At 71.1% G+C, this 24,230-nt stretch carries 19 protein-coding genes; 11 read left to right on the top strand and 8 right to left on the bottom strand.

The genetic code is table 11. The features are described 5' to 3' along the window. Window positions 1–16: 16 nt before the first annotated feature. Both AB0C82_RS11665 and AB0C82_RS11660 read left to right on the top strand, forming a co-directional pair. Window positions 17–526 carry a DUF1990 domain-containing protein gene (locus AB0C82_RS11665; RefSeq protein ID WP_362839238.1) on the top strand — a complete coding sequence of 170 codons (510 nt, stop codon included), beginning with the start codon at window positions 17–19 and terminating at the stop codon, window positions 524–526. Between the two features lie 27 nt (window positions 527–553). Continuing rightward, complete coding sequence (locus tag AB0C82_RS11660; protein ID WP_362839235.1) at window positions 554–1,984, top strand: lipase maturation factor family protein; 1,431 nt, start codon at window positions 554–556, stop codon at window positions 1,982–1,984. Window positions 1,985–2,044: 60 nt separating this feature from the next. Here the strand turns inward: AB0C82_RS11660 and AB0C82_RS11655 are convergent, their stop codons facing one another. Beyond that, window positions 2,045–2,218 carry a hypothetical protein gene (locus AB0C82_RS11655; protein WP_362839233.1) on the bottom strand — a complete coding sequence of 58 codons (174 nt, stop codon included), beginning with the start codon at window positions 2,216–2,218 and terminating at the stop codon, window positions 2,045–2,047. Between the two features lie 387 nt (window positions 2,219–2,605). Continuing rightward, window positions 2,606–4,102 (bottom strand): SDR family NAD(P)-dependent oxidoreductase, encoded by a 1,497-nt coding sequence (locus AB0C82_RS11650; RefSeq protein ID WP_362839231.1) that lies wholly within the window; start codon window positions 4,100–4,102, stop codon window positions 2,606–2,608. A gap of 204 nt (window positions 4,103–4,306) precedes the next feature. Here AB0C82_RS11650 and AB0C82_RS11645 point away from each other — a divergent pair, with 204 nt between their 5' ends. Both AB0C82_RS11645 and AB0C82_RS11640 read left to right on the top strand, forming a co-directional pair. After that, a complete protein-coding gene (locus AB0C82_RS11645) occupies window positions 4,307–5,221 on the top strand; it encodes an RNA polymerase sigma factor SigF (protein WP_362839228.1) in 915 nt (304 codons plus the stop codon). Window positions 5,222–5,350: 129 nt separating this feature from the next. Then, on the top strand, window positions 5,351–5,806 hold the full coding sequence (locus AB0C82_RS11640) for an ATP-binding protein (protein WP_362839225.1): 456 nt from the start codon (window positions 5,351–5,353) through the stop codon (window positions 5,804–5,806). 1 nt (window position 5,807) lies between these two features. Here the strand turns inward: AB0C82_RS11640 and AB0C82_RS11635 are convergent, their stop codons facing one another. Continuing rightward, entirely contained in the window at window positions 5,808–6,527 is a 720-nt protein-coding gene (locus AB0C82_RS11635) for a (2Fe-2S)-binding protein (RefSeq protein ID WP_362839223.1), read from the bottom strand. 198 nt (window positions 6,528–6,725) lie between these two features. On the opposite strand from AB0C82_RS11635, the gene AB0C82_RS11630 reads away from it, so the two are divergent. After that, window positions 6,726–7,919 carry a DMT family transporter gene (locus AB0C82_RS11630; RefSeq protein ID WP_362839220.1) on the top strand — a complete coding sequence of 398 codons (1,194 nt, stop codon included), beginning with the start codon at window positions 6,726–6,728 and terminating at the stop codon, window positions 7,917–7,919. Here AB0C82_RS11630 and AB0C82_RS11625 read toward each other — a convergent pair. From AB0C82_RS11625 to AB0C82_RS11610, 4 genes are all read right to left on the bottom strand, one after another. Then, complete coding sequence (locus AB0C82_RS11625) at window positions 7,889–9,151, bottom strand: transglycosylase family protein (protein WP_362839217.1); 1,263 nt, start codon at window positions 9,149–9,151, stop codon at window positions 7,889–7,891. The two genes, AB0C82_RS11630 and AB0C82_RS11625, sit on opposite strands and share 31 nt — an antisense overlap. Window positions 9,152–9,307: 156 nt before the next feature. Then, the gene (locus AB0C82_RS11620) at window positions 9,308–10,816 is read right to left on the bottom strand and encodes a carboxylesterase family protein (RefSeq protein WP_362839214.1); all 1,509 of its coding nucleotides are present in this window, start codon (window positions 10,814–10,816) and stop codon (window positions 9,308–9,310) included. 147 nt (window positions 10,817–10,963) lie between these two features. Further along, on the bottom strand, window positions 10,964–12,439 hold the full coding sequence (locus AB0C82_RS11615; RefSeq protein WP_362839211.1) for a UDP-N-acetylmuramoyl-L-alanyl-D-glutamate--2,6-diaminopimelate ligase: 1,476 nt from the start codon (window positions 12,437–12,439) through the stop codon (window positions 10,964–10,966). Window positions 12,440–12,678: 239 nt separating this feature from the next. After that, the gene (locus tag AB0C82_RS11610; protein ID WP_362839208.1) at window positions 12,679–12,831 is read right to left on the bottom strand and encodes a hypothetical protein; all 153 of its coding nucleotides are present in this window, start codon (window positions 12,829–12,831) and stop codon (window positions 12,679–12,681) included. 163 nt (window positions 12,832–12,994) lie between these two features. Between AB0C82_RS11610 and AB0C82_RS11605 the strand changes: the two genes are divergently transcribed. The 6 genes from AB0C82_RS11605 to AB0C82_RS11580 all read left to right on the top strand — a co-directional run bounded on the left by AB0C82_RS11605 (window position 12,995) and on the right by AB0C82_RS11580 (window position 22,697). Then, the gene (locus AB0C82_RS11605) at window positions 12,995–13,504 is read left to right on the top strand and encodes a DUF5709 domain-containing protein (protein ID WP_362839205.1); all 510 of its coding nucleotides are present in this window, start codon (window positions 12,995–12,997) and stop codon (window positions 13,502–13,504) included. A 75-nt stretch (window positions 13,505–13,579) separates the two neighbouring features. Beyond that, complete coding sequence (gene gndA, locus AB0C82_RS11600; protein WP_362839202.1) at window positions 13,580–15,073, top strand: NADP-dependent phosphogluconate dehydrogenase; 1,494 nt, start codon at window positions 13,580–13,582, stop codon at window positions 15,071–15,073. 925 nt (window positions 15,074–15,998) lie between these two features. Then, complete coding sequence (locus AB0C82_RS11595) at window positions 15,999–18,818, top strand: PQQ-dependent sugar dehydrogenase (RefSeq protein ID WP_362839200.1); 2,820 nt, start codon at window positions 15,999–16,001, stop codon at window positions 18,816–18,818. Continuing rightward, window positions 18,815–20,569, top strand: coding sequence for a ThuA domain-containing protein (locus AB0C82_RS11590; protein ID WP_362839198.1), 1,755 nt, complete (start codon window positions 18,815–18,817; stop codon window positions 20,567–20,569). Before AB0C82_RS11595 ends, AB0C82_RS11590 begins: the two co-directional genes overlap by 4 nt. 260 nt (window positions 20,570–20,829) lie before the next feature. Continuing rightward, window positions 20,830–21,903: a Dyp-type peroxidase gene (locus AB0C82_RS11585; RefSeq protein ID WP_362839195.1), complete on the top strand. Its 1,074-nt coding sequence runs from the start codon at window positions 20,830–20,832 to the stop codon at window positions 21,901–21,903. Further along, window positions 21,900–22,697, top strand: a complete 798-nt coding sequence (locus AB0C82_RS11580) for a family 1 encapsulin nanocompartment shell protein (RefSeq protein WP_362839192.1) — start codon at window positions 21,900–21,902, stop codon at window positions 22,695–22,697. The genes AB0C82_RS11585 and AB0C82_RS11580 overlap by 4 nt, the downstream gene beginning before the upstream one ends. Before the next feature lie 22 nt (window positions 22,698–22,719). On the opposite strand, the gene AB0C82_RS11575 is transcribed toward AB0C82_RS11580, so the two are convergent. Next, window positions 22,720–24,120 carry a M64 family metallopeptidase gene (locus AB0C82_RS11575; protein ID WP_362839190.1) on the bottom strand — a complete coding sequence of 467 codons (1,401 nt, stop codon included), beginning with the start codon at window positions 24,118–24,120 and terminating at the stop codon, window positions 22,720–22,722. Window positions 24,121–24,230 lie beyond the last annotated feature (110 nt).

Here is a 24,230-nt window from a genome sequence, read left to right as displayed (position 1 = left end):
CGGAAAGCAGGACCGCATGAGCACCTTCACCTATCCCGAGGTCGGCGCCACACTCCTCGGCCCCCTCCCCGAGGGCTACCACCACCTGCACCACCGCACCCGGGTCGGCAGGGGCCGGGAGGACTTCGAGGCGGCGGGCGCCGCCGTCACGGACTGGCGTATGCACCGTGCGGCGGGAGCTGGGGTCGACGCCACATCGGCACGGGCCGAGGCCGGAACGGGCGTCACGGTCTCGCTGGGCATCGGCCCGCTGCGGGTCAGCGCCCCGTGCGAGGTGGTCTGGGCGGCGTACGGGAACGAGCGCACCGGCTTCGCCTACGGCACCCGGGACCGGCACCCCGAGCGCGGCGAGGAGTGTTTCGTCGTGGACCTCGCCGACGACGGGACCGTGTGGTTCACGGTCATGGCCTTCTCCCGCCCGGCCAGCTGGTACGCCCGCCTCGCGGGGCCGCTCGTGCCACCCGTCCAGCTCTGGTACGCGCGCCGCCTCGGCCGGACCCTGGGCAGGATCGTCGCAGCCCGCTGAGCGCGGCCGTGGCCGATACTGGAAGCGATGGAGTGGTTCACCGCAGAGGGCTACTGGCTGGGCCGGCTGATCTTCCAGCGGGCCCTCGCCGTCCTGTATCTGGTCGCGTTCATCGCCGCGGCGCTCCAGTTCAGGGCGCTGATCGGCGAACGCGGGATGCAGCCCGTTCCCACTCTCCTGCGCCACACCTCCTGGCGCGCCGCCCCCGGTCTCTTCCGGCTCCACTACTCGGACCGCTTCTTCGCCCTCGTCGCCTGGTCCGGCTGCGCCGTCGCACTGGCGCTGGTCGCGGGCCTGGACGCGCACCTCCCGCTCTGGGCGGCGATGCTCCTGTGGGCGCTGCCCTGGGTGCTCTACCTGTCGATCGTCCAGGTGGGTCAGGTCTGGTACGGGTTCGGCTGGGAGTCGCTGCTCCTGGAGACGGGATTCCTGGCGGTCTTCCTCGGCAGCGGCGAGACGGCGCCGCCCGTACTCGTTCTCTGGCTGCTGCGCTGGCTCCTGTTCCGCGTGGAGTTCGGAGCGGGGCTCATCAAGATCCGCGGCGACTCCTGCTGGCGGCGGCTCACCTGTCTGGACTTCCATCACGAGACCCAGCCCATGCCGGGCCCGCTGAGCTGGTTCTTCCACCGGCTGCCGAAGCCGGTGCACCGCGTGGAGGTGGCCGCGAACCACGTCACGCAGCTGCTCGTCCCGTTCCTGCTCTTCACCCCGCAGCCGGTGGCGAGCGCGGCGGCGGGCCTGATGATCGTCACCCAGCTGTGGCTGGTGCTGTCGGGCAACTTCGCCTGGCTGAACTGGCTCACCATCGCGCTCGCCGTGCCGGCCGTCGACTGGTCCTTCGTCGCCGGGGAGCCGCCGGCACAGTCCGCGGCGCCCCTCTGGTACGAGGTGGTGGTCATCGCCGTCACGGCCCTGGTCCTGACCCTCAGCTACCGGCCCGCCCGCAATCTGCTCTCCCGCCGCCAGGTGATGAACCGGTCCTTCGACCCGCTCCACCTCGTGAACACCTACGGGGCGTTCGGGAGCATCAGCCGGGTGCGCCTGGAAGTGGTCGTCGAGGGGACCGCCGAACCGGTGATCCACCCGGGCACGCACTGGCAGGAGTACGGCTTCCACGGCAAACCCGGCGACGTGCGGCGGCTGCCACGCCAGTTCGCCCCGTACCACCTGCGGCTCGACTGGATGATGTGGTTCGCCGCGCTCTCCCCCGCGTACGCCCGCTCGTGGTTCGGGCCGTTCGTCGAACGGCTCCTGGAGAACGACCGCGACACCCTGCGACTGCTGCGGCACAACCCGTTCCCCGACACTCCGCCCGCGCACATCCGGGCCCGCGTGTACCGCTACCGGTTCACCTCGTGGCGTGAGCTGCGGGAGACCGGATGCTGGTGGCACCGCGACCACGTGCGCGAGTTCATGCGGCCCACCTCACCGGCTCGCGGGCCGGGGGCGCAGCACTGAGTCCCGCCCTTCCGCCTGTGCGGAGGGGCGGGACCCGCGGAGCGAGAACCGTGCGAGAGGTCAGTCGATCCCGGGCAGGATGTGCGGCTCGGCGAGGTCGTCCTCGTAGCCGGCCAGCCGGATCGGTGCGGACCTGGCCCAGACTTCCAGGTTCCGGAGCGCTTCGGGCTTGCGGGCCCGCTCTCCGTACCGTTCGTCCGGTCGCTTCTCGTACTTCGTCAGTTCTGGTGTCACCGCGCACTCCTTTGTGTCGCGTAACCCCGGGCAATGGCGAGGCAACGGCCGAAACCGTGCGTCGACCGCCAGGGGCGCAGGGGCAGGAACAGCTCGGTCGCGGTGGCGCCCGTAGGGGGCGGGACGGCGGCCCGGTTGCAGACCTGTCCCAGGACGGCCGAGGGATCTTTGTGGATCCCTCGGTGGCGTCCGTTCCCCACAGCCTAACCAAATGAGCGCCCCTGCGCTCGACAGAACGTATGGCCTGGGTCACTTTCAGCCAGCGATGTCACCCAACCGGGGCGAAACGGATGGGGTCCGCGGGTGTAGCGGGCATGGAGGGGCACGAAAAACGGCGACCCGTGGATGCGCGGGCCGCCGTCTTTCGTAGTCGCTGTGTGCCGGGGATTACCAGTTCGCGGGGGCGTAGTCCTTGAGGAAGCAGCCGAACAGGTCCTCGCCGTCCTCGCCGCGCACGATCGGGTCGTAGACCCTTGCTGCGCCGTCGACCAGGTCGAGCGGGGCGTGGAAGCCCTCCTCGGCGAGCCGCAGCTTGTCGAAGTGCGGCCGCTCGTCGGTGATCCAGCCGGTGTCGACCGAGGTCATCAGAATGCCGTCGGTCTGGAACATCTCCTGGGCGCTGGTCCGCGTCACCATGTTCATCGCCGCCTTGGCGGCGTTCGTGTTCGGGTGCCCGGCACCCTTGTAACCGCGGCCGAAAACGCCCTCCATCGCGGAGACGTTGACGACGTACGCGCGACCGCTCGCCGACTTCTTGGCCGCGTCGGCCATCGCCGGCCGGAGCTTGCTGATCAGGATGAACGGGGCCGTGTAGTTGCACAGCTGGGTTTCGAGCAGCTCCACCGGGGAGATCTGCTCGATGGTCTGCACCCAGGTGTTGGTGTCGACGACGTCGGGGACCAGGCCGCCCGCGTCGATGGCGCTGCCGTCCCGGTGCCGGGCGACGCTGGCGTTGCCCGCGACCAGCGCGAGATCGGCGACCTGCTGCGCGTCGATGCCGGAGATTCCGGCGGGCAGCGTGGCGAGACCGTCCACCGCGCCCGATCCGAAGGCGCCGATCACATGGTGGGCGGGCAGCTCGCCCGCGGGGAGCGGCGCGCTCTCGCCCTCGACCAGCGCGGCGTAGGCGGAGGGCAGGCGGCGCACGGTCTGCGTCGCGTTGTTGATGAGGATGTCCAGCGGACCCTGCTCGGCCACCTGGTCCGCCACGGCGACAGCCTGCGCGGGGTCGCGCAGGTCCATGCCGACGACCTCCAGGCGGTGCAGCCAGTCCGCCGAGTCCTCCATGGCCTTGAAGCGGCGGACGGCGTCCTTGGGGAAGCGGGTGGTGATGGTCGTGTGCGCACCGTCGCGCAGCAGCCGCAGCGCGATGTACATGCCGATCTTGGCCCGGCCGCCGGTGAGCAGGGCGCGCTTGCCCGTGAGGTCCGCGCGGGCGTCGCGCTTGGCGCGGTTCTCGGCGGCGCACCTCTGGCAGAGCTGGTGGTAGAAGTAGTCGACCTCGACGTACCGCGTCTTGCAGATGTAGCAGGACCGGGGGCGCTCGAGTATCCCTGCGATCCTGCCCGCCTCGGTGACCGACGAGGGCAGGATGCCCTCGGTCTCGTCGTCGATGCGCACGGCCGAGCCGGTCGCGGTGGCCTCCGTGACCGCCTTGTCGTTGGCGGTCTTCGCGGCACGGCGCTCCTGGCGGCGGCGCTGCTTCACGGTGCGGTAGACACCCGCGGTGGCCCGGCGCACGGCGATCGCGTCCGGGTGGTCGACGTCGATGGTGTCGAGCTCGTCGAGCACGCTCAGGCAGACGGCGAGCCGCTCCGGGTCGATTCCGGGACCGAACTCACCGGCTCCGGAATCGAGCTCCGGGCTGTCTACTGTCACCGTCATGGCCGTTCCTCTGTTACTCGAAGATGCCGGCCACAGGCTGCGCCAGGCCGCGTTACTACGGGCCGAACGCCCCGATCAAGTTTGCCATGGTCCGGCGCGGGTCCGTTTCGCCCTCAATGGGACGCCGCCGAAATCAGTAGGCATGACTTCATCGAGGCCGGGCATACGAGCTTCCACGTAATCGGCAACTCAGGAGGCGACACCATGAAGGCGATGTCAGTGCGAACCACCGGAGCGGTCGGCACGGTCACGCCGACGCCTCACCAGGTAGGTACGCGGACATATGCCTCAACGGCCGACGGGACGGCCGGACTTCCCTGGATCGAGGACGCCGGGAAGGTGGCGCCGCAGGATGCCCGGGCGCTGTCCCGGATGTTCTTCGACGAGCTGCAGACGCTCGAGGAGGGGACGCGCGGCCACCAGTACGCGCGCAACACCCTCATCGAGATGAATCTCTCCCTGGTGCGCTATGCCGCGTCCCGTTTCCGCAATCGCGGCGGTGACGACGCCGAGGACATCATCCAGGTGGGCACGATCGGCCTGATCAAGGCGATCGACCGGTTCGACCTCTCCCGGGAGGTCGAGTTCGCGACGTTCGCCGTGCCGTACATCGTGGGCGAGATCAAGCGGTTCTTCCGTGACACGACGTGGGCCGTCCATGTGCCGCGCCGCCTGCAGGAGCTTCGCGTCGACCTGGCGAAGGCCAAGGAGCACCTCTCGGCGGAGCTGGACCGCGACCCCACGGTCGCCGAGCTCGCCGCGCATCTGGATCTCCCCGAGGAGGAGATCATCGAAGGACTCGTGGCGGCCAACGGCTACTCCGCCGGTTCCCTCGACACCCCCTCGGCGGAGAGCGAGTCCGGTCAGGACCAGCGCGCGTACGCCGATCTGCTGGGCGAGGCGGACCCCGGCATGGAGACCGTGGAGAACCTCCACACGCTGGCACCGCTGCTGGAGAAGCTCGACGACCGGGAGCGCAAGATCGTGGAAATGCGCTTCGGCCAGGAGATGACCCAGTCCCAGATCGGTGCCCGTCTCGGGGTTTCGCAGATGCACGTCTCGCGCCTGCTGAACCGGATCGTGCAGCGGCTTCGGACCGGAATGTGCGTGGAGGCCTGAACAGCCTCCCGGACGGAGTGAGAAGCGTCTAGGATCTGGGGAACATCCCCCGGAGTGGGATCTCTCGACGCGGGTAGACGAACGGCGAGAAAAGGTCTCCGACCTCCCTGCGGCGCCTTGGCTGGAGCTATGAATGAACAGGCAACCTCACGGCCGGACGACCCCGGTCAGGGGTTCCGGTGCACGGAGGTACTGCACGCGGCCGAGGTGTTCGCGGGCGAGCCGGGCTGCATAGCCCAGGCTCGCGCACTGGCAGACCGTTTCCTGACCCGGCTCGTGGCGGAGTGGCTCGCGGTCCTGCGCGAGCACACCCGCAGCGATCTGATGCTGGCGGTCAGCGAGCTGATCACCAACGCGGAACGCTACAGCCACGGTCCGTACCTCCTGGAGCTGGAAGGCACCGCGGAGAGCATCAGCGTCACCGTGTACGACAGCAGCACGGCGCTCCCCGTCCTCTACGCGCCGGACCCCGCCCGCCTCGGCGGTCACGGCATGGAGATCGTCGTCGCCCTGTGCGACCGGCTCACCGCCGAGCGCGTCCCCGTCGGCAAGCGCATCCGCGCCGAGTTCCAGCTCAGCACCTGATTCATCGCCTGCCGGATCCTTCCGGCAGGTGTTCGAGGACGCAGTCGCCGCAGAGGCCGCCGCCCGGACACCGGTAGTACAGACAGCAGCTGCGCCGCCGGAACGCCGGGCCGTGCGGGGCGCCCGTGGAGCACAGGTCAGGGTGGCCGAAGAGTTCGGCTGCCAGGGAGCGCGCCCGGCTCGCCGCATCGGGGCGCCCGTGGACGCGCGCCCACCCGACGAGCTCCCGTACGGCGCCGGCCAGCGCGGAGCCCGCGTTGCCCCAGAGCAGCCGCGGGGAGATCGCCACCTCGGCGCGCAGCGCGTCGGCGAGCGGCACGAGGTGTCCGAACTGGACGACTTCCCGGATCCGTTCGGCGGTGGCCTCCGGTGTTCCGGTGCTCCATGTCGTCGGCGTGTCCGGCAGCCGGAGGTCGTCGGGCGCGCTGTGCGCGGGATCCCAGAGGAGCCGGCCGGGCGAGAGGTCCGGCAACCGGCCGGACAGAGCGGCCGGGCCGAGCGCGACGGACCAGAGCCGGGCGGCAAGACCCAGGTGCGCGATGGACGCGGCGACCCTGCGCTCAGGGGTGCGCAGCCGGGCGGCGACCGTGTCGACACGAGCGGTCAGCGGGGCGAGGTCCCCCGCGTAGAGGTCGGCCAGCGGTCGGTGCGCACCTCCGGGCAGGGGCGCGGAACGCAGGGTGAAGAAGCCACCGGGGACGGTCTCGTCGATCCGGTCCATCGTGCGCTCCCCCGTCCGTCCGGCCACGCCCTGTGCCGGATCCGGGGCTCACCGTACCCGTCCGGGCCCAACTTCTGAGGTCCTGAGCAAGGAGGACTACCGTCGGGAGGAGGACCCTGGACACACGTCCGTACTACTAGAGCAGTACGTCGAATCGCCGCCTCTGGGACGACGACTCGGCGGCCCCGACAGGACATCGTGGTCTACATGAGTTCCCTCGCGCTGTCTGTGCTGCTGTCACTGATCTCCGCGGTCGCCTACGCGGCCGGGGCGATCGTCCAGGAGCGCGTCGCCGCGGGCCGGGACGGCCGCTCGTACGCAGCCCTCCTGGGCAATGCCGCGTGGTGGGCCGCCGTCGCGCTGAACGGTGTGGGCGCGGTGCTGCACGTCGTGGCCCTCGCCTACGGCCCCCTCAGCCTCGTCCAGCCCCTCGGTGCCCTCACGATCGTGTTCGCCCTGCCCATGGCCGCTCTGTTCGTGCGCCGCAGGGCCGGGTCGACGGCCTGGCGCGGGGCCGTCATGGCCACGGTCGGCCTCGCCGGCCTGCTGGCCCTGGCGGGAAGCGCCGATTCGCGCGCGCTGGGCGGGCCCGAGCAGATGGTGCTGGCCGCGGCGACGTTCGGCGGGGTGGCGGCGCTCTTCCTCGTCGCCAAGGGGCTGCGTGGGCCGATGGTGCGCAGTGTCCTGCTGGCCACCGGCGCGGGGGTCGCCTTCGGTATGGCTTCGGTGTTCACCAAGACGGTCGCCGTGGAGTGGACTTCGGGTTCGGTGGTTTCGGGGCTGCCGACCCTGCTGGTGATCGCCGGGCTCGCGACCGCGGGGCTCCTCCTGTCGCAGTCCGCGTACCGGGGCGCCGGTCTGACCGCTCCGCTGGCGATCGTGACGGTGGTGAACCCGGTGGTCGCGGCGGCGGTGGGAATCACGCTGTTCGGCGAGCAGTTCCGCTACGGCGTGACGGGCACCCTGCTCGCGCTGGTCTGCGGTGCGGTGACGGCCGGCGGCCTGATCCTGCTGACGACGGAGCGCCTCGGCGCGGAGCGCACGGATACGGCACGGGAGGCGGAAGGTGTCACTGCACCGGAAGCTGCACGGGGCGCGGTGCCGGACGACGCGGGCGAGGCCGCGCCCCGGAGCCGCACCGGCCGCCTGCCCGGCCCTGTGAGCCCGCGCGGGCCCTCGTCCCCCGTCGGCGCACTCGCCGCCGCCGCTTCCGACCGTACGTCTGGGGTGGCCGTCACGGCTTCCTTTCCGGCGCCTGGCTCACTGCCGCCGACCCTGACCGTGGCGCAGGGGCGCGGTGGGGGCAGCGTGCAGTTCGGCACCGCTCCGTCGGAGGCCGGTACCCGTCGGACCGGCTCTGTTCAGATCTTGACGCCCCCGGCCCTGAGGTAGGCCAGCGGGTCGACGTCGGAGCCGTAGCCCGCGCCCGTACGGATCTCGAAGTGCAGGTGCGGGCCGGTGCTGTTGCCCGTGGAACCCGATCGGGCGACCCGCTGGCCGGTGCTCACCTGCTGTCCGGCACGCACGTGCAGTGCCGAGAGATGTGCGTACTGGCTGTACCGGCCGTCGTTGTGCCGGATGACGACCTCGTAGCCGTACGCCCCCGCCCAGCCGGCCGAGACGACCTTCCCCGCGGACACCGCCTTCACCGACGTACCGGTGGGAACGGGGAAGTCGACCCCGGTGTGGTAGCCGCTGGCCCATGAGCCGGACTGGCGGTACGGCGTGCCGGTGCGTGCCGCTACCGGGGCCGTGAGGCCGGTCGCCTTCTCGGCGCGCTCCGTCGACCGGTCCGAACGCTCGCTCTTCTTCGGCGCGGGCTTCGCCGCAGGCTTCGGTGTGGACTTCTGCGCGGGTGCGGCCTTCCGCTTCGGTTCCGGTTCGGCTGCCCGCTTCGGCTGCGGCTTCGCTTCCGGCTTCGGCTGCGCCGCCGATCTCTTCGGGGCGGTGCCCGGCGCTGCGGCCACGTCCAGGCTGAGCCGCTGCCCGGGGAGGATGAGGTCGGGGTCGTCGCCGACGACCTGCCGGTTCGCCGCGTAGAGGCGCTGCCAGCCACCCCGGACCTGCTGGGCGGTGGCGATGCCGGACAGCGAGTCACCGCCGGCGACCGTGTAGGACTCCCGCTGCCCGGGCACCGTCGTCGGTGACGCGGGGGCGGCCTTGGGCTGGGCGCGGGGGGTGGTCTTCCTCTGCGCCTCGACCGGCTTGGTGCCCTGCGACTGCGGGGAGATGTCCGGGGCGTCGCCCCCGCGGGTCAGCCCCGCGCGTACGGAACAGGTCGGCCAGGCACCCGGCCCCTGCCCGTCCAGCACCTTCTCGGCGATCGCGATCTGCTGGTCCTTGGTCGCGAGGTCGGCGCGCGGCGCGTAGGCCGTGCCGCCGTACGCGGCCCAGGTGGAACCGGTGAACTGCAGGCCGCCGTAATAGCCGTTGCCCGTGTTGATGTGCCAGTTGCCGGTCGACTCGCAGGCGGCGACCTTCTCCCACACATCGGTCGGCGCGGCACCCGCCGACGCGGCGGTGATCAGCGGGAGCGCGATCCCCGCGCCGCCGGCCGTCACCGTTAACGAGGCACGGTTGATCCGGCTTGGCTGATATCTGCGGTGTCGTCCGTTCGCGGCCATGACGTGGCTCCCCCACTGCAGTAGGACATGTCGCAATCGGTCAACTTAGGCGCAGCGGGCGGGTGATGACAAGGGAGCCAGGGGCGCGCGGCGGCCTGTGCGCCGCACGCCCGGCTCGTGATCACACATACGGCGGGTGACCGCTCGCGAGGGTGCTCACGGCTCCAGCAGCGGATACCCCGCCGTGCGCCACAGCTCACGGAACGCTTCGGCGGGTGCTTCGGCACCTTCCTCGGCGCCCCAGACCATCACCGCGCCGGCGGAGGTGCCGAGCGGCGGCCAGCCGGGATCTCCGGTGGCGGCGAAGTCGGTCCAGGCCCGTGTCATCCGCGCGGACAGGACGCGATCAGCCGGTCCGGGAGGGCCGCCGATCAGGAAGTGGACGCTTTCCTCGTCGAGGGTTCCGAAGGCGAAGGGGACGTCCGCGCAGTGCCAGGCGCGGACCGGCTGACCCTGGCCGCCACTGCGGCGGTCGAAGCGGGCCAGGTAGGCCGTACCGCCCGCGCGGCCGTGGGACCCGGCGAGCCTGCTGCTGTACTCGGCGAACAGCAGATCTCCGTACACCGCGAGGAAGACGTCGAGGACCGGGGCGCCCGGCATGAGCGCGCGGTAGCCGTCGACGAACTCGGCCGACAGTCCGAAGTCGGCCGCGAAGGAACTGAGTTGTTCGTCTGTGGTGATCTTGGCGCTGCCGCCCACGGCGTCGAGCAGCCAGTACTCCTCCGTGGCATGACAGACCATCAGGTCCACCTCGCGGCCGGCCCCCTCGGCAATCGCGGTGAGAGGGTCCGTACGCAGGGTGTCACCGTCCACCACCGGCCCGTAGACCGCGGGGTCGTAGTGGCGCTGCCCGGACCGGGGATCGCGCCGGTAGGCGTCGACGACCCGGTCGGATGCGGCGACGAGTTCCTCCGGGGACGCGGAGAGGAGCCCCGCGCGGGAGGGGGATACGCCTGCCTCGGCGGCGACCTCGGCAGTGGTCCGGGCGGCAGCCGCCGACGAAGCGCAGGCGTTGACGGCGCTGTGGGCGACGGCCCGGTGGAAGAGCCCGCGCGCCCGCTCCGTCACCATCAGACAGGCGACCGCTGTCGCGCCCGAGGACTGACCGGCCACCGTGACCCGGCCGGGGTCTCCGCCGAACGCGGCGATGTTGTCGCGTACCCACTCCAGTGCCGCGATCTGGTCGAGCAGCCCCCGGTTGTCCGGGCAGATGTCCTCGCCATCGGCGGCGGGGACGTGGCCGAACCCCTCGAAGCCCAGGCGGTAGTTGAGGGTGACGACGACCAGGCCCTGCCCGGCGAGGGCGGCACCGTCGAAGTCCGGCTGGGCGGAGGAGCCGAAGACGTAGGAGCCGCCATGTATCCAGACGATGACCGGGAGAGCGTCGCGCGCGCCTTCGGGGGTCCAGATGTTGAGGGTGAGGATGTCCTCGTCGCCGGGCGACCAGGTGGGCGCGCCGGGGAGCTCTGCCGACTGCGGCGCGACGGGGCCGAAAGCCGTGCAGTCCCGTACGCCGCCCCAGGCTGCCGCGGGGCGCGGCGCCCGGAAGCGGCCGGCGCCGAACGGCGGTGCGGCGTAGGGGATGCCGAGCACGGCGACGATGCCGCTTTCAGCGGTGGCGCGCCTGCCCCGTACCGGCCCGGACCCCGTCGTGTACACCGTCATCGCCACTCCCCCGCTCGCCGCCGCGCGCCTCCCCGGGCGCGGTTTCAGCATGTCAGGGGGCCGGCCACGACGGCCAACACCTTGATCGTCGCGATTGACGCGTCCGGGATGTGAGTGGGACAGCCCTCAGAGGCATCAGACGCGCTCTCAGACGTCGGTCAGTGCGCGCACGGTCGCCATGTCGCTGAAGGGCAGCAGCGCGTCGCCGACGATCTGGTGCGGCTCGCTTCCCTTGCCCGCGATCAGGACGATGTCGTCCGGCTCCGCGGCGGAGAGGGCGAACGCGATCGCCTCACGCCGGTCCACGAAGCGCCGGAACGGTGTCCCGGTCGCCGTGAGCGCAGGGGCGATCTGGTCGAGGATCCCCTCGGGGTCCTCGTGCCGGGGGTTGTCCGAGGTGAGGACACAGAGGTCGGAGCCGGTCCCGGCGATCGTTCCCATCTCGGCCCGCTTGGTGGTGTCCCGGTCGCCTCCGCAGCCGAAGACGGTGATGACCCGTGCACCGGCGAATCCGCGGATGGTCGTCAGGACCTTGCTCAGGGAGTCCGGCGAGTGGGCGTAGTCCACGATCACCGAGGTACCGGAGGGGGTGGTGACCCGCTCGAAACGGCCCGGGATCTGCGGCATCTTTTCGAGCGCGGCGACCAGTCCGGCCAGGTCGTGGCCGAGGACGTGGCAGGCGGCCACGGTGGCGAGCGCGTTGGACACCGAGAAGCGGCCGGGCGAGGGAATTGCGGCCGGATACTTGCGGCCGTCGTGGTGGAGGGTGAAGCGCGTACCGGAGGCGTCGACCGTCAGGTCGGTGGCGCGGAAGTCCGCTTCGGCGTCGAGGGCGTACGTGGTCACGGGGCCGGACGCCGCGTCCCGGATCGCGGCGCCGACCGGGTCGTCGACGTTGATCACGGCGTGGCGGCACAGTCCCTGGAACAGCCGCAGCTTGGCGTCCCGGTAGTTCTCCATCGTCCCGTGGTCGTCCAGGTGGTCCTGGGTCAGGTTCGTGAAGACCCCGACATCGACGAACGTGCGGTCCACCCGGTGCGTCAGCAGACCCATCGAGGTGGCCTCCAGCACCACCGTACCGACCCCGCGGTCGCGCATGGCGCCCAGCAGGTACTGGAGGTCCGGGGTCTCCGGTGTGCTCAGGGCCGACTGGGGCATCGGGATCAGCTCGTCACCGATCCGGCTGCCCGCCGTGCCGATGACCCCGGCCTTCGCCCCTTCGGCGATGCGCAGCACGGACTCGACCATGTACGAGACCGACGTCTTGCCGTTGGTTCCGGTGATGGCGATCATGTCCATCTGGCGGCCGGGCTCACCGAAGTAGCGTGAGGCGACGACGGCCGCCGCGGCCCGGATGTCGGGCACCCTCACCACGCACACGTCCGCGGCGGGAGCCGGGTGCTCCGGTACGCCGGGGCCTACGAGTACGGCCGCCGCACCTCGGGCGACCGCCGGCGCGACGGCTTCGGGGCCCCCGCCCTGATAACCGGGTACGGCGACGAACAGCGAGCCGGGCAAGGCCAGTTCGGCGTCGAACGTGGTACCCGCCGTGATCGGCGTCCGCTCGGGGTCGCCCTGGAGAATCTGGTGTTCCTGTCCGTCCAGCAGCTCGCTCAGCTTCACAGTGATCCCTTCTAGGTGGCTCGGACCGGTGGTGCGGCCGTCGCCGGACAGCAGCACCGGGCGAGTGCCGGGGGCCGCGTGGTGATGTGGAGCCGTGGTGGATCGCACGTCCGGACGAACGGGACGCGGAAGTTCAGCGGGACAGGAGACCCGCCGTGTTCGGGAAAAGGCAGCGGTCAGGGGCGGAGCCCCTGCCAGAACCGCTGGCGGTCACTGACCGTGACCGATGAAGAAGATCGCTAGCCGTGACCGTGCAGAGCGGTACGGCCGGTCCCGGGTGTACCGGCGCCGATGGCGGGCACCGGTTCGGTGGACACCGGACGGGCCGGGGCCGGGAGCAGCACGGAGGCGGCCTGCGGCAGGCTCTCCCTCGTGGCACGTGTACGACCCATGGGCCGATTGTACGTCCGGTCGGGCCCTTCCGGTTCCGCCCGCGGTCGCCGTCCTCGCACCCCCGAAAGCGGCGGCGCCGGGCGCTTCCGTTGGCGACTCCTCGCAGACCGGAGTGGAATTGCATACAGGGGACGTCGCCGACCCGGAGCGAAAGGACACGACATGACTGACACCGAACGGGGGGACGATGTCTACCAGCCCCAGGAACCTGAGGCCTCCGACCCCAACGAGCTCCTGAACGTCGAGGACACCCTGGACAACTCCGGCGTCACCGACCTGCTCGACGCGGGGTACTCCCCGCCGGAGCGCCCGTGGGCCGTGGACGACGAGGGCACCACCGCGGCGGAACAGCATGACGGGGAGTCCCTGGACCGGCGGCTCACCCGGGAGGTGCCCGACATCGCCGTGGCGGACGAGGGCCCCGGCGATCTCGCGGAGGGTGACGGAGAGCTCTGGGACGCCGAGGTCGGCGTCATCCGGGCCGGCCGGCTCACCCAGCAGGCCGACGGCAGCACGCCGTACACCCTGACCGCCCAGGACGTGGGAATCGACGGCGCGGCCGCGTCGGCCGAGGAAGCCGCGATGCATGTCGTCAGCGACGAGGAGGAGCCGCTCGAGGGGACACCTCTCGACGACGAGTCCCCGCCCGCGGGAGAAGTGTCGAGGCGCTGAACCCGTCGGTCCCGCCACACGTATCCATCCCGCGACCCACCGCACAGTCCCCTACAGCTCAGGAGCACCCCACATATGACCGGCACCGCGCAGATCGGCGTCACAGGGCTCGCGGTCATGGGCCGCAACCTCGCCAGGAACTTCGCACGCAACGGATACACCGTCGCGGTGCACAACCGCACGGCCGCTCGCACCCACGAGCTCGTCGAACAGTTCGGCGACGAAGGTGATTTCATCGCGGCCGGGAGTGCCGAGGAATTCGTGGCGGCCCTGGAGAGGCCACGACGCCTGGTCGTCATGGTGAAGGCCGGAGAGGCCACGGACGCGGTGATCGCGGAGTTCGCGCCTCTCCTGGAACCCGGCGATGTGATCATCGACGGCGGCAACGCGCACTTCGCGGACACGCGCCGCCGGGAGCGCGAGCTGCGCGAGCGGGATATCCACTTCGTCGGCGCCGGCGTCTCCGGCGGCGAGGAAGGCGCGCTCAACGGACCGAGCATCATGCCGGGCGGCAGCAAGGAGTCCTACGACTCACTCGGGCCGATGCTGGAAAAGATCTCCGCGAAGGCCAAGGACGGCGCCCCGTGCGTCACGCACATCGGCCCCGACGGCGCCGGACACTTCGTGAAGATGACGCACAACGGCATCGAGTACGCGGACATGCAGCTCATCGGCGAGGCGTACCAGCTGCTCCGCGACGTGGCCGGATACTCCCCCACGCAGATCGCGGACATCTTCCGCACCTGGAACACCGGGCGCCTCGACTCCTACCTCATCGAGATCACCGCGGAAGTGCTCTCGCACGTCGATGCGGCGACCGGCAAGCCCTTCGTGGACGTCGTGCTCGACCAGGCGGAGCAGAAGGGCACCGGCCGCTGGACCGTGCAGATCGCCCTCGACCTGGGAGTTCCCGTCTCCGGAATCGCCGAGGCCGTGTTCGCCCGCTCCGTCTCCGGCCACGCCGCCCTCCGTGATGCCTCACGCCACCTCGCGGGACCGACCGCCCGCAAGCTCGGCGAGGACGAGGCCGCGGCGTTCGCCGACCAGGTCGAGCAGGCCCTGTACGCCTCGAAGATCGTCGCCTACACCCAGGGCTTCCACGAGATCGCGGCCGGCAGCGAGCAGTACGACTGGGACATCGACCTCGGCAGGGTCGCCGCGATCTGGCGCGGCGGATGCATCATCCGGGCCGCGTTCCTCGACAGGATCACCGGCGCCTACGAGGCCCAGCCTCAGATGCCGAGCCTCCTGGCCGACAAGGGCTTCGCCGAAGAGATCGCCGCCGCGCAGGACGACTGGCGCACCGTGATCGCCGGCGCCGTCACCCAGGGCGTCCCCACCCCCGCCTTCGCCGCCACCCTCGCCTACTACGACTCCCTGCGCGCCGAACGCCTCCCCGCCGCCCTCACCCAGGGCCAGCGCGACTACTTCGGCGCACACACGTACCACCGCGTCGACCGCGACGGTGTCTTCCACACCCTCTGGGGCGGCGACAAGTCCGAAGTGGAAAGCTGCCCGACGCCCACAGAAGCCGGTAGCGGGGTGGATTCGCCCCCGATGCGACCGTGACGTCGGACGGATCAGAGGTGGTGGACGGGCAGCAGTCCCGTCCACCACTTCGTGGTGTCCGGTGCGACTCGTCACCGTCGAGTCCTGCGTCCGCCCGCTTCAGCCCCGTCGCCGGAGGTCGAGCGAACGGGACACATCGACGCGCCCGAGAGTGGCCGGCTGCGGGACGAGAAACGGCCGGCCCAGGGCGACGGCCGGCCCAGGCACCCCTCGGTAACAGGGCAGTAGCCGGCGCTTAGGCCCCCTCCGTCCCGATGCCGCGCGAAGACGGCCTCCGCTCCCTCCTGTGCCCCTGAAACCGCGGCATCACGACCTGCGGCAACGCAGGGCTGGGTTGGGTTGGACGCGTATGAGCCCGACTGGGCGACTGACCCAGGCGAGCCATCAGGCGGACGCTCAACAACGCTTCCGCGAGCGCTGGTTGATCGAGCATCAGTCACCTACTCCGTGGGTGCGCCACTCCCAGAGGAGAAGCACACCTCCGGTGGCTACCGGGGCGTGCGCCCCTTCGGCAGCGCTTGGCAGCCCACGTACAACTCGGGCCTGTCGACGGGCAGTTCGGATGGTGGCGGGCCGGACACGTCGTGGGTGGACCACTGTGACGGCCCCGGAGAAGCTGTTCGGCCACCGGCAGGGCCGAACAGCGCTTCCACCCGCCGCCTCCCACTGCCGCCCCCGGCGTGACGTCGCAATGTCGTCTGCCGACCCAGGCCACCACCCAGCTGCTTTGTCTCCCCGAAGGAGAAAGTTAAATCCCTTTGCGTCAAAGGGGTTTCTGGCGGAAGCAAAACCCATTACCTTCCTGATCTGAACCGGACAACCAGGACCGAGTGCCCTCTCCTCCCCCCGGCGGGCGCCCATCCCCCCGGCGCGACGGCGCGCGCCTGTGCTCCACCCCGACCCCGTCACCCCACGGAGGATTCGCGTGCACAGGAGATTCACCCGGCCCCTCGCGGCGCTCGCCTGCACCTTGCTCGCCGCCGCGGGCGCCCTCACGGCCCATCAGAGACCGGCCGAAGCCGCGCCCGCGGCGGCCGAGGAGTTCCAACAGGTCACCCTCGCCAAAGGAGTCGCCGAGACCGGCGAGCCGATGACGCTCGCCGTCCTGCCGGACAGGTCCGTCCTGCACACCTCCCGGGACGGCACCCTGCGTCTCACCGACGCCGCCGGGACCACCAAGGTCGCCGGCCGCCTCGACGTCTACTCGCACGACGAGGAAGGTCTTCAGGGCGTCGGCGTCGACCCGGGGTTCGCCGGCAACCGGTTCATCTACCTGTACTACGCACCGAAACTCGCGACCCCCGCCGGCGACGCTCCCGCGACCGGTACGGCAGCCGACTTCACACCGTTCGACGGCGTCAACCGGCTCTCGCGATTCGTCCTCAGGACCGACGGCACGCTGGACACCGCCACCGAGAAGAAGGTCCTCGACGTCCCCGCGAGCCGCGGCCTCTGCTGCCACGTGGGCGGCGACATCGACTTCGACGCGCAGGGCAACCTCTACCTCTCCACAGGCGACGACTCCAACCCCTTCGCCTCCGACGGCTACACGCCCATCGACGAGCGGGCGAACCGCAACCCGGCGTACGACGCCCAGCGTTCCGCGGGCAACACCAACGACCTGCGCGGCAAGGTCCTGCGCATCAAGGTGAACGCGGACGCCACCTACTCCGTCCCGGCGGGCAACCTCTTCGCTCCCGGCACCGCGAAGACCCGTCCCGAGATCTACGCAATGGGCTTCCGCAACCCCTTCCGGATGAGCGTCGACAAGCCGACCGGCATCGTCTACCTCGGTGACTACGGTCCCGACGCCGGCAGCGCGAGCGCGAGCCGCGGACCGGCCGGACAGGTCGAGTTCAACCGGATCACCAAGGCGGGCAACTACGGCTGGCCCTACTGCACCGGAAAGAACAACGCCTACGTCGACTACAACTTCGCCACCTCGGCCTCCGGCGCCGCCTTCTCCTGCGCCGCCCCGAAGAACACCTCGCCGAACAACACCGGGCTGACCGACCTGCCCGCCGCCCAGCCCGCCTGGGTCCCCTACGACGGCGGCTCGGTCCCGGAGTTCGGCAGCGGCTCCGAGTCCCCCATGGCCGGCCCCGTCTACCGCTACAACGCGGCGTCCACATCCGCGGTCAAGTTCCCCGAGAGCTACGACGGCGACTTCTTCGCCGGCGAGTTCGGCCGCAAGTGGATCAAGCGCATCGAGCAGGGCACCGACGGAACCGTCCAGTCGATCAACGCCTTCCCCTGGCAGGGCACCCAGATCATGGACATGGCCTTCGGTCCGGACGGCGCGCTCTACGTCCTCGACTACGGCACCGGCTACTTCAACGGCGACGCCAACAGCGCGGTCTACCGCATCGAGAACGTCAGCGGCGGCCGCTCCCCGCTGGCCAAGGCCTCGGCCGACCGCACCTCGGGCAAGGCCCCGCTCGCCGTCCAGTTCTCCTCGGCCGGCACGTCCGACCCCGACGGCGACCCGCTCACGTACGCCTGGAAGTTCGGTGACGGTGGCACCTCGACCGCCGCCAACCCGTCGCACACGTACACCGTCAACGGCAGTTACACCGCCGAGCTGACGGTCTCCGACGGCACCGGCCGGACCGCCACCGCCTCGGTGACCATCACCGTCGGCAACACCGCGCCCACGGTCACCCTCGAACTGCCCGGTGACGGAGCCATCATCGACCCGGGTGCCGCCGTGCCCTTCAAGGTGACCGTCACCGACCCCGAGGACGGGGCGATCGACTGCTCCAAGGTCAAGATCACGTTCATCGTCGGCCACGACAGCCACGGCCACCCGCAGACCTCCGCCACCGGATGCTCGGGCACCGTGCAGACCATCGCCGACGGCGAGCACGACCCGAACGCGAACATCTTCGGCGTCTGGGACGCCGAGTACACCGACAAGGGCGCGAACGGGCAGCCCGCCCTGACCACCCACGCACAGCGCATCAGCCAGGGCAGCCAGCGCCAGGCCGAGCACTACGGCGGCTCCGCGGGCGTGCAGGTCGTCGACCACGCGGCCGCGCACGGCGGGAAGACCGTCGGCCACATCGAGAACGGCGACTGGATCTCCTTCAAGCCCTACCTGCTCTCCAATGCCACCAAGCTGACCGCCCGCATCTCCTCCGCGGGATCGGGAGGCACTCTGGAGGTACGGGCGGGGTCGCCCACCGGCACCCTGCTGGGATCGACCGCCGTGCCCGTCACCGGCGGCTGGGAGACCTTCCAGAACGTGACGACGAACCTCGCCGGCGCACCGGCCGGGACCACCACGCTCCACCTCGTCTTCAAGGGTGGCAGCGGCTCGCTGTTCGACCTGGACGACTTCACCTTCACCACCACGGCCGCGTCCCAGGGCGGGCCGATCAAGGGCATCGGAGGCAAGTGCGTCGACGTCGCGGGCGGGGCGAGCGCCGACGGCACGCAGATCCAGCTCTGGACGTGCAACCAGACGGCCGCCCAGCACTGGACGGCAGCCGCCGACAGCACGCTGCGCGCGCTCGGCAAGTGCATGGACATCAGTGGCGGCGGCACCGCCGACGGCACCAAGGTGCAGCTGTACGGCTGCAACAACACCGGCGCCCAGAAGTGGGTGCCCCAGGCCGACGGCACGCTGAGGAACCCGGTGTCCGGCAAGTGCCTGGACGCGGCCGAGGCCGCCTCCGCCGACGGCACCAAGCTCCACCTGTGGACCTGTAACGCCGCAGCCAACCAGAAGTGGACCCTGTCATGAGCCGAAGAATCGGGCGCATCGCCGCACTGGCCGCCTGCGGCCTGCTCGGAGCCGCCGCCCTGCCCGCCGCCGTGTCCACGGCCGCCGTCCCCGCCTCCCCCGCCTCCGTCCGCGCGGCGGCGGCCGCCGACCCGGCGTACGACGTCCTGGTCTTCTCCAAGACCGCCGGCTACCGCCACTCGTCCATCGACGAAGGCGTCACCGCCCTGCGCGAACTGGGCGCAGCCAACAACTTCACCGTCACCGCGACCGAGGACGCCGCCGCCTTCACCTCCGCCAACCTGGCGGGCTACGAGGCCGTCGTCTTCCTCTCCACCACCGGTGACGTCCTCAACCCCACCCAGCAGACCGCCTTCGAGGGGTACATGGCGGCGGGGGGCGGGTACGTCGGCGTCCACGCGGCCGCCGACACCGAGTACGACTGGGCCTGGTACGGCGGCCTGGCAGGTGCGCTCTTCAAGTCCCACCCGCAGATCCAGCCGGCCACGGTGAAGGTGGAGGACCGCGCCCACGACGCCACCGCGCACCTGGGCACGAGCTGGCAGCGGACCGACGAGTGGTACGACTACCGCACCAACCCGCGGACCACAGCGCACGTCCTGGCCTCGCTCGACGAGTCCACCTACAGCGGCGGCACCATGGGCGCCGACCACCCCATCGCCTGGTGCAAGGACTACCAGGGCGGGCGCGCCTTCTACACCGGCGGCGGCCACACCGAGGACTCCTACACCGACCCCGCGTTCCGCCGGCACCTGCTCGGCGGCATCCGCTGGGCCGCGGAGCTGACGGAGGCCGACTGCCGCCCGGAGACCGGTTACACCACGCTCTTCGGCTCCTCGGGCACCACCGGCTGGAAGCAGGCCGGCCCCGGATCCTTCGCGCACACGAACGCGACCCTCACCTCCCAGGGCGGCCTCGGCCTGTTCTGGTACCAGGCCAAGGAGTACACGTCCTACTCCCTGAAGCTCGACTGGCGTCAGGCCGGTGACGACAACAGCGGCGTCTTCGTGGGCTTCCCTGCCTCCGACGACCCCTGGTCGGCCGTGAACAACGGCTACGAGATCCAGATCGACGCCACGGACACCCCGGACCGCACCACCGGCTCCGTCTACGGCTACAAGTCCGCCGACCTCGCCGCCCGCGACGCGGCCCTGAATCCACCGGGAGAGTGGAACACCTACGAGATCCGCGTCGAGGGCGAGCGCCTCCAGCTCTTCCTCAACGGCCGGAAGATCAACGACTTCACCAATGCCGACCCCGCCCGCAGCCTCCAGCAGGGCCACATCGGCCTGCAGAACCACGGGGACGGCGACGACGTGGCCTTCCGCAACATCCGGATCAAGGAGCTCGGCACCACGCCGGGTCCCCGGGAGGGCGCGATCACCGGGATCGGCGGCAAGTGCGTCGACGTGTCCAACGGGTCGAGCGCGGACGGTACGCAGATCCAGCTGTGGACGTGCAATCAGTCGGCCGCCCAGAAGTGGACAGTCGGCACCGACAGCACCCTGCGGTCGCTGGGCAAGTGCATGGACATCAGCGGCGGCGGCTCGGCCGACGGCACGAAGATCCAGCTCTACGGGTGCAACAGCACGGGCGCCCAGAAGTGGGTGCCGCAGGCCGACGGCACGCTGAAGAACCCCCAGTCGGGCAAGTGCCTGGACGCGGCCGGGGTCTCCTCGGCGGACGGCACCAAGCTCCACCTCTGGGCGTGCCACACGGGCGCCAACCAGAAGTGGGCCCTGCCCGGCTGAACAGCACCCTGACTCCGGCGTGACCGCGGGAGGCGGTGACGCCGGAACCGGCCGCTGGACCGGGCCGGTGACGGCGGCGGGGCGCGACGCCGAAGCGCCCTGCCGCCGTTCTCCCCGAGAGGTGACACGAGTGGGTCCGGCGGCGCGGCCGGGCGGTTCGCCCGGGCGGCCCGGCCGGAGTGCGGGCGGGCCGCGCGCGTGCGTTAGTAGCGGTGAGTGCCTGTCGTCCCGCACCGCCGACACCCCCATGGAGTGCGCGCATGCCCGCCGTCCCGGACCCGGTCGCGGTCCAGCCCGTCGTAGCACCGCTGACCGACGCCGCGCTGATTCTGGTGGGAACGATCGAGCCGGGCGGCGAAGGCGCCGTACGCGACATGCTGCCGGATCTCCCGTCGGTGGCCCGCTCGCTCGGTTTCCGGTACCCGGACGCGGGGCTGGCGTGTGTGATGGGGTTCGGATCCGAGGCGTGGGACCGGCTGTTCTCGGGCCCCCGACCCGCGCAGCTGCGTCCGTTCGTCGAGCTGCGGGGGCCCCGTCACCACGCGCCCGCCACTCCGGGCGACGTCATCCTCCACATCCGGGCCGAGCGGATGGACGTCTGTTTCGCGTGGGCGGCGCAGTTGCTCGACCGGCTGGGCGGGGCGGTGCGGATCGTCGACGAGACACAGGGGTTCCGCTACTTCGACCATCGCGACCTGCTGGGCTTCGTGGACGGCACCGAGAACCCGGTCGGGGACGACGCGCGGTCGGCGGCCATCGTCGGTGACAGCGATCCGGAGTTCGCGGGCGGCAGCTACATCACCGTGCAGAAGTACGTGCACGACCTCGCGTCCTGGAACGCGCTGACCACCGAGCAACAGGAAATGGTCATCGGACGAAGGAAGATCACCGACGTCGAGCTGGCTGACGACGTCAAGCCGGCCGACTCGCATCTCGCCCTGAACACCATCACAGGTCCGGACGGGTCCGAGCGCGACATCCTGCGTGCCAACATGCCGTTCGGCAGCTTCGAGGAAGGCGCCTTCGGGACGTACTTCATCGCGTACGCGGCCGATCCCGGGATCACCGAGCAGATGCTCCGCAACATGTTCCTGGGGAGCCCGCCCGCCACACACGACCGGATCCTGGACTTCTCGACCGCGATCACCGGTTCCAGTTTCTACGCCCCCGGCGCCGACTTCTTCGACGCCCCGCCGCCCCCGCCCGCCCCCGCCGGAACCGAGGCCCTGCCGGAACCGGCGTACGCGCCGGCCCCGGAGGCCGCGGACCCGTCGGTCGTGGCGGACGTGGGCTCGCTGCGAATCGGCAGCCTGCGAGAAAGCGCCCCGCGATGAACAACCTCCACCGCGAACTGGCCCCCGTCACGGAAGCCGCCTGGCAACAGATCGAGGAGGAGGCCCGGCGCACCTTCAGCCGTCATGTGGCCGGGCGTCGCGTCGTCGACGTCACCGGCCCCGACGGCCCGGAACTGGCCGCCGTCGGCGACGGTCATCTGCGCGACATCGACCCGCCCGCTCCCGATGTGCTGGCCAGGGCCCGCACCTCGACCCCGGTCATCGAGTGGCGGGTGCCGTTCACGGTGACCCGGGCCGCCGTCGACGACGTCGAGCGCGGTTCCGAGGACAGCGACTGGCAGCCGGTCAAGGACGCCGCGCGCACCTGCGCGTTCGCCGAGGACATGGCCGTCATCGACGGGTACGGGGCGGCCGGGATCACCGGGCTGCGCGGCGGTTCCTCGCACGACCCGCAACCGCTGCCCGCCGACGCGCGCGACTACCCGGCGGCGGTGAGTCACGCCCTCACCCGGCTGCGGCTCGCGGGCGTCGACGGTCCGTACCGGCTGCTGCTGGGCGCGGACGCGTTCACCGAGGCCACGGAGACCTCCGACCACGGGTACCCGGTCGCGACACACCTGGGCCGGCTGCTCGACGACCAGATCCTCTGGGCGCCCGCGGTGACCGGCGGGGTGCTCCTGTCGACCCGGGGCGGCGACTTCGAACTGCGCCTGGCCCAGGACCTGTCGATCGGTTACCAGGACCACGACGCGACCAGCGTCCGCCTCTACTTCCACCAGGCCTTCACCTTCCGCATGCTGACGCCGGAGGCCGTGGTCCCCCTCATCGCGTGAGGACCACGGCCGCGGGACGGGCTCAGCTGCGGCGGGCGCCCGGTGCGACGGTCCAGCTCAGCCGGTCGGTGGCCAGTTCCCGGACCGCCGGGTCGCGGACCGCGTCCGTGCGGTCGCTCAGGATCGCGGTCACCCGATGGCCGCGGCCGCCCTTGGGCAGGCCGAGCGATGCGGGGGTGACGGTCGTACGGCCCCGTGCCCAGGCCCTCTCGACGCCGTCGACGTACCAGCGCAGTTCGGGCGCGGCCAGTGTGCCGAGCCGGGCCGGTTCCACCGTGATCAGCTGGGCGGAGCGGATGACGGAGTCCGTGGCGAGGGTGCTGCTCAGCGCGTTGCCCGCGCGGTAGAAGCCCGCGATCATCGCCTCACGCCCGGGCAGGTTGAACTCGGTGCTGCTCAGCTCGCGCATGATCGAGGTTCCGGTGGGCCGGAAGATGCCGTACGGGTAGTAGGAGCTGCCCTCGTAGGTGCCGACCGTGCCACCGGCCGGGTCGGCGGTGCCCAGCCAGCGGTACCACTTGGCACGCTTGGCGACGAGCTGCGCCGGGGTGTAGGTGGTGGAGTTGATGCCGGCCGGTTCGCGGCCGGTCCAGGTGCCGTAGGACTCGTACGTGTACTCGTCGTCGAGCAGGCCGACGGAGTGGCCGATCTCGTGGGCGGCGATCAGGCTGGACGAGGCGTGGTCGGAGGAGAGGGTGGAGACGCCGTCGAAGGGGTAGCCCTCCTCCGTCAGGCCGGAGTAGCCCGCGCCGCCGTACTTGGTGGAGTTGGAGACGACGACCACGAGTTCGGCGGCCGGGGCCTTGGCTGCGTAGGACGCCACCTTGTCGATGTCGGCGCAGATCAGCCGTTCGATGTCCTCGCACCAGAAGTAGCTGCCGAGCGCGGTGTCCCTGACCTGGTCCGCGGTCGGGTCGCCGGTGATTCCCGACTCGTTGGAGACCGCGTCCACGGTCCAGACGTTGAAGAGTCCCTGGTAGCTCCGGTACGGCTCGACGGCGGTGATGTCGGACCACTTGGCCGCGGCGTCCGCGTGGAAGTCGCTCTGCTGGGCGGCGGTGTATCCGTCCCCGACGATGACGATGTCGAGTCGGTCCTCCGTGGGTCCGGTCACCGCGAGTTCGCCCGTCGCGCCGTCGAGGGCCGCCTCGGCGGCGGAGAGTGGCGCCATGCCGCGCGCGCCCTGCCGGTCCTGTCCGCGGCCGTCCGCCGGGACCTGTACGGTGCGGCCCTCGCCGCCGGGGTCGGGGAAGAACTCGGCCTCGATCCGTTCCGGCTCCTCGGCGGCGGCCGGGGCCGCGTGGCCGGCCTGGGTCGCCGAGGCGGCGGGTACGGCCGTGACGGCCGCCGTGACCAGCAGGCCGGCAAGGGCGAAACCCGTCATGAATCCGGAGGTTCGGCGCGTGCCGAAGCGTATCCGCATGTACAACTCCTTCAAGTCCTCGCGACGACTTCACGTCCGGCAGAGCCCGGAACGTAAGGTCGGAGTTAAATCGAGTTAATGTGCCGCTTAACCTAGGGCGCGCCGCGGGG

This window comes from Streptomyces sp. NPDC048560 (assembly GCF_040650955.1).
Taxonomy (GTDB): domain Bacteria; phylum Actinomycetota; class Actinomycetes; order Streptomycetales; family Streptomycetaceae; genus Streptomyces.
This window is presented reverse-complemented; position numbering and strand designations above follow the sequence as displayed.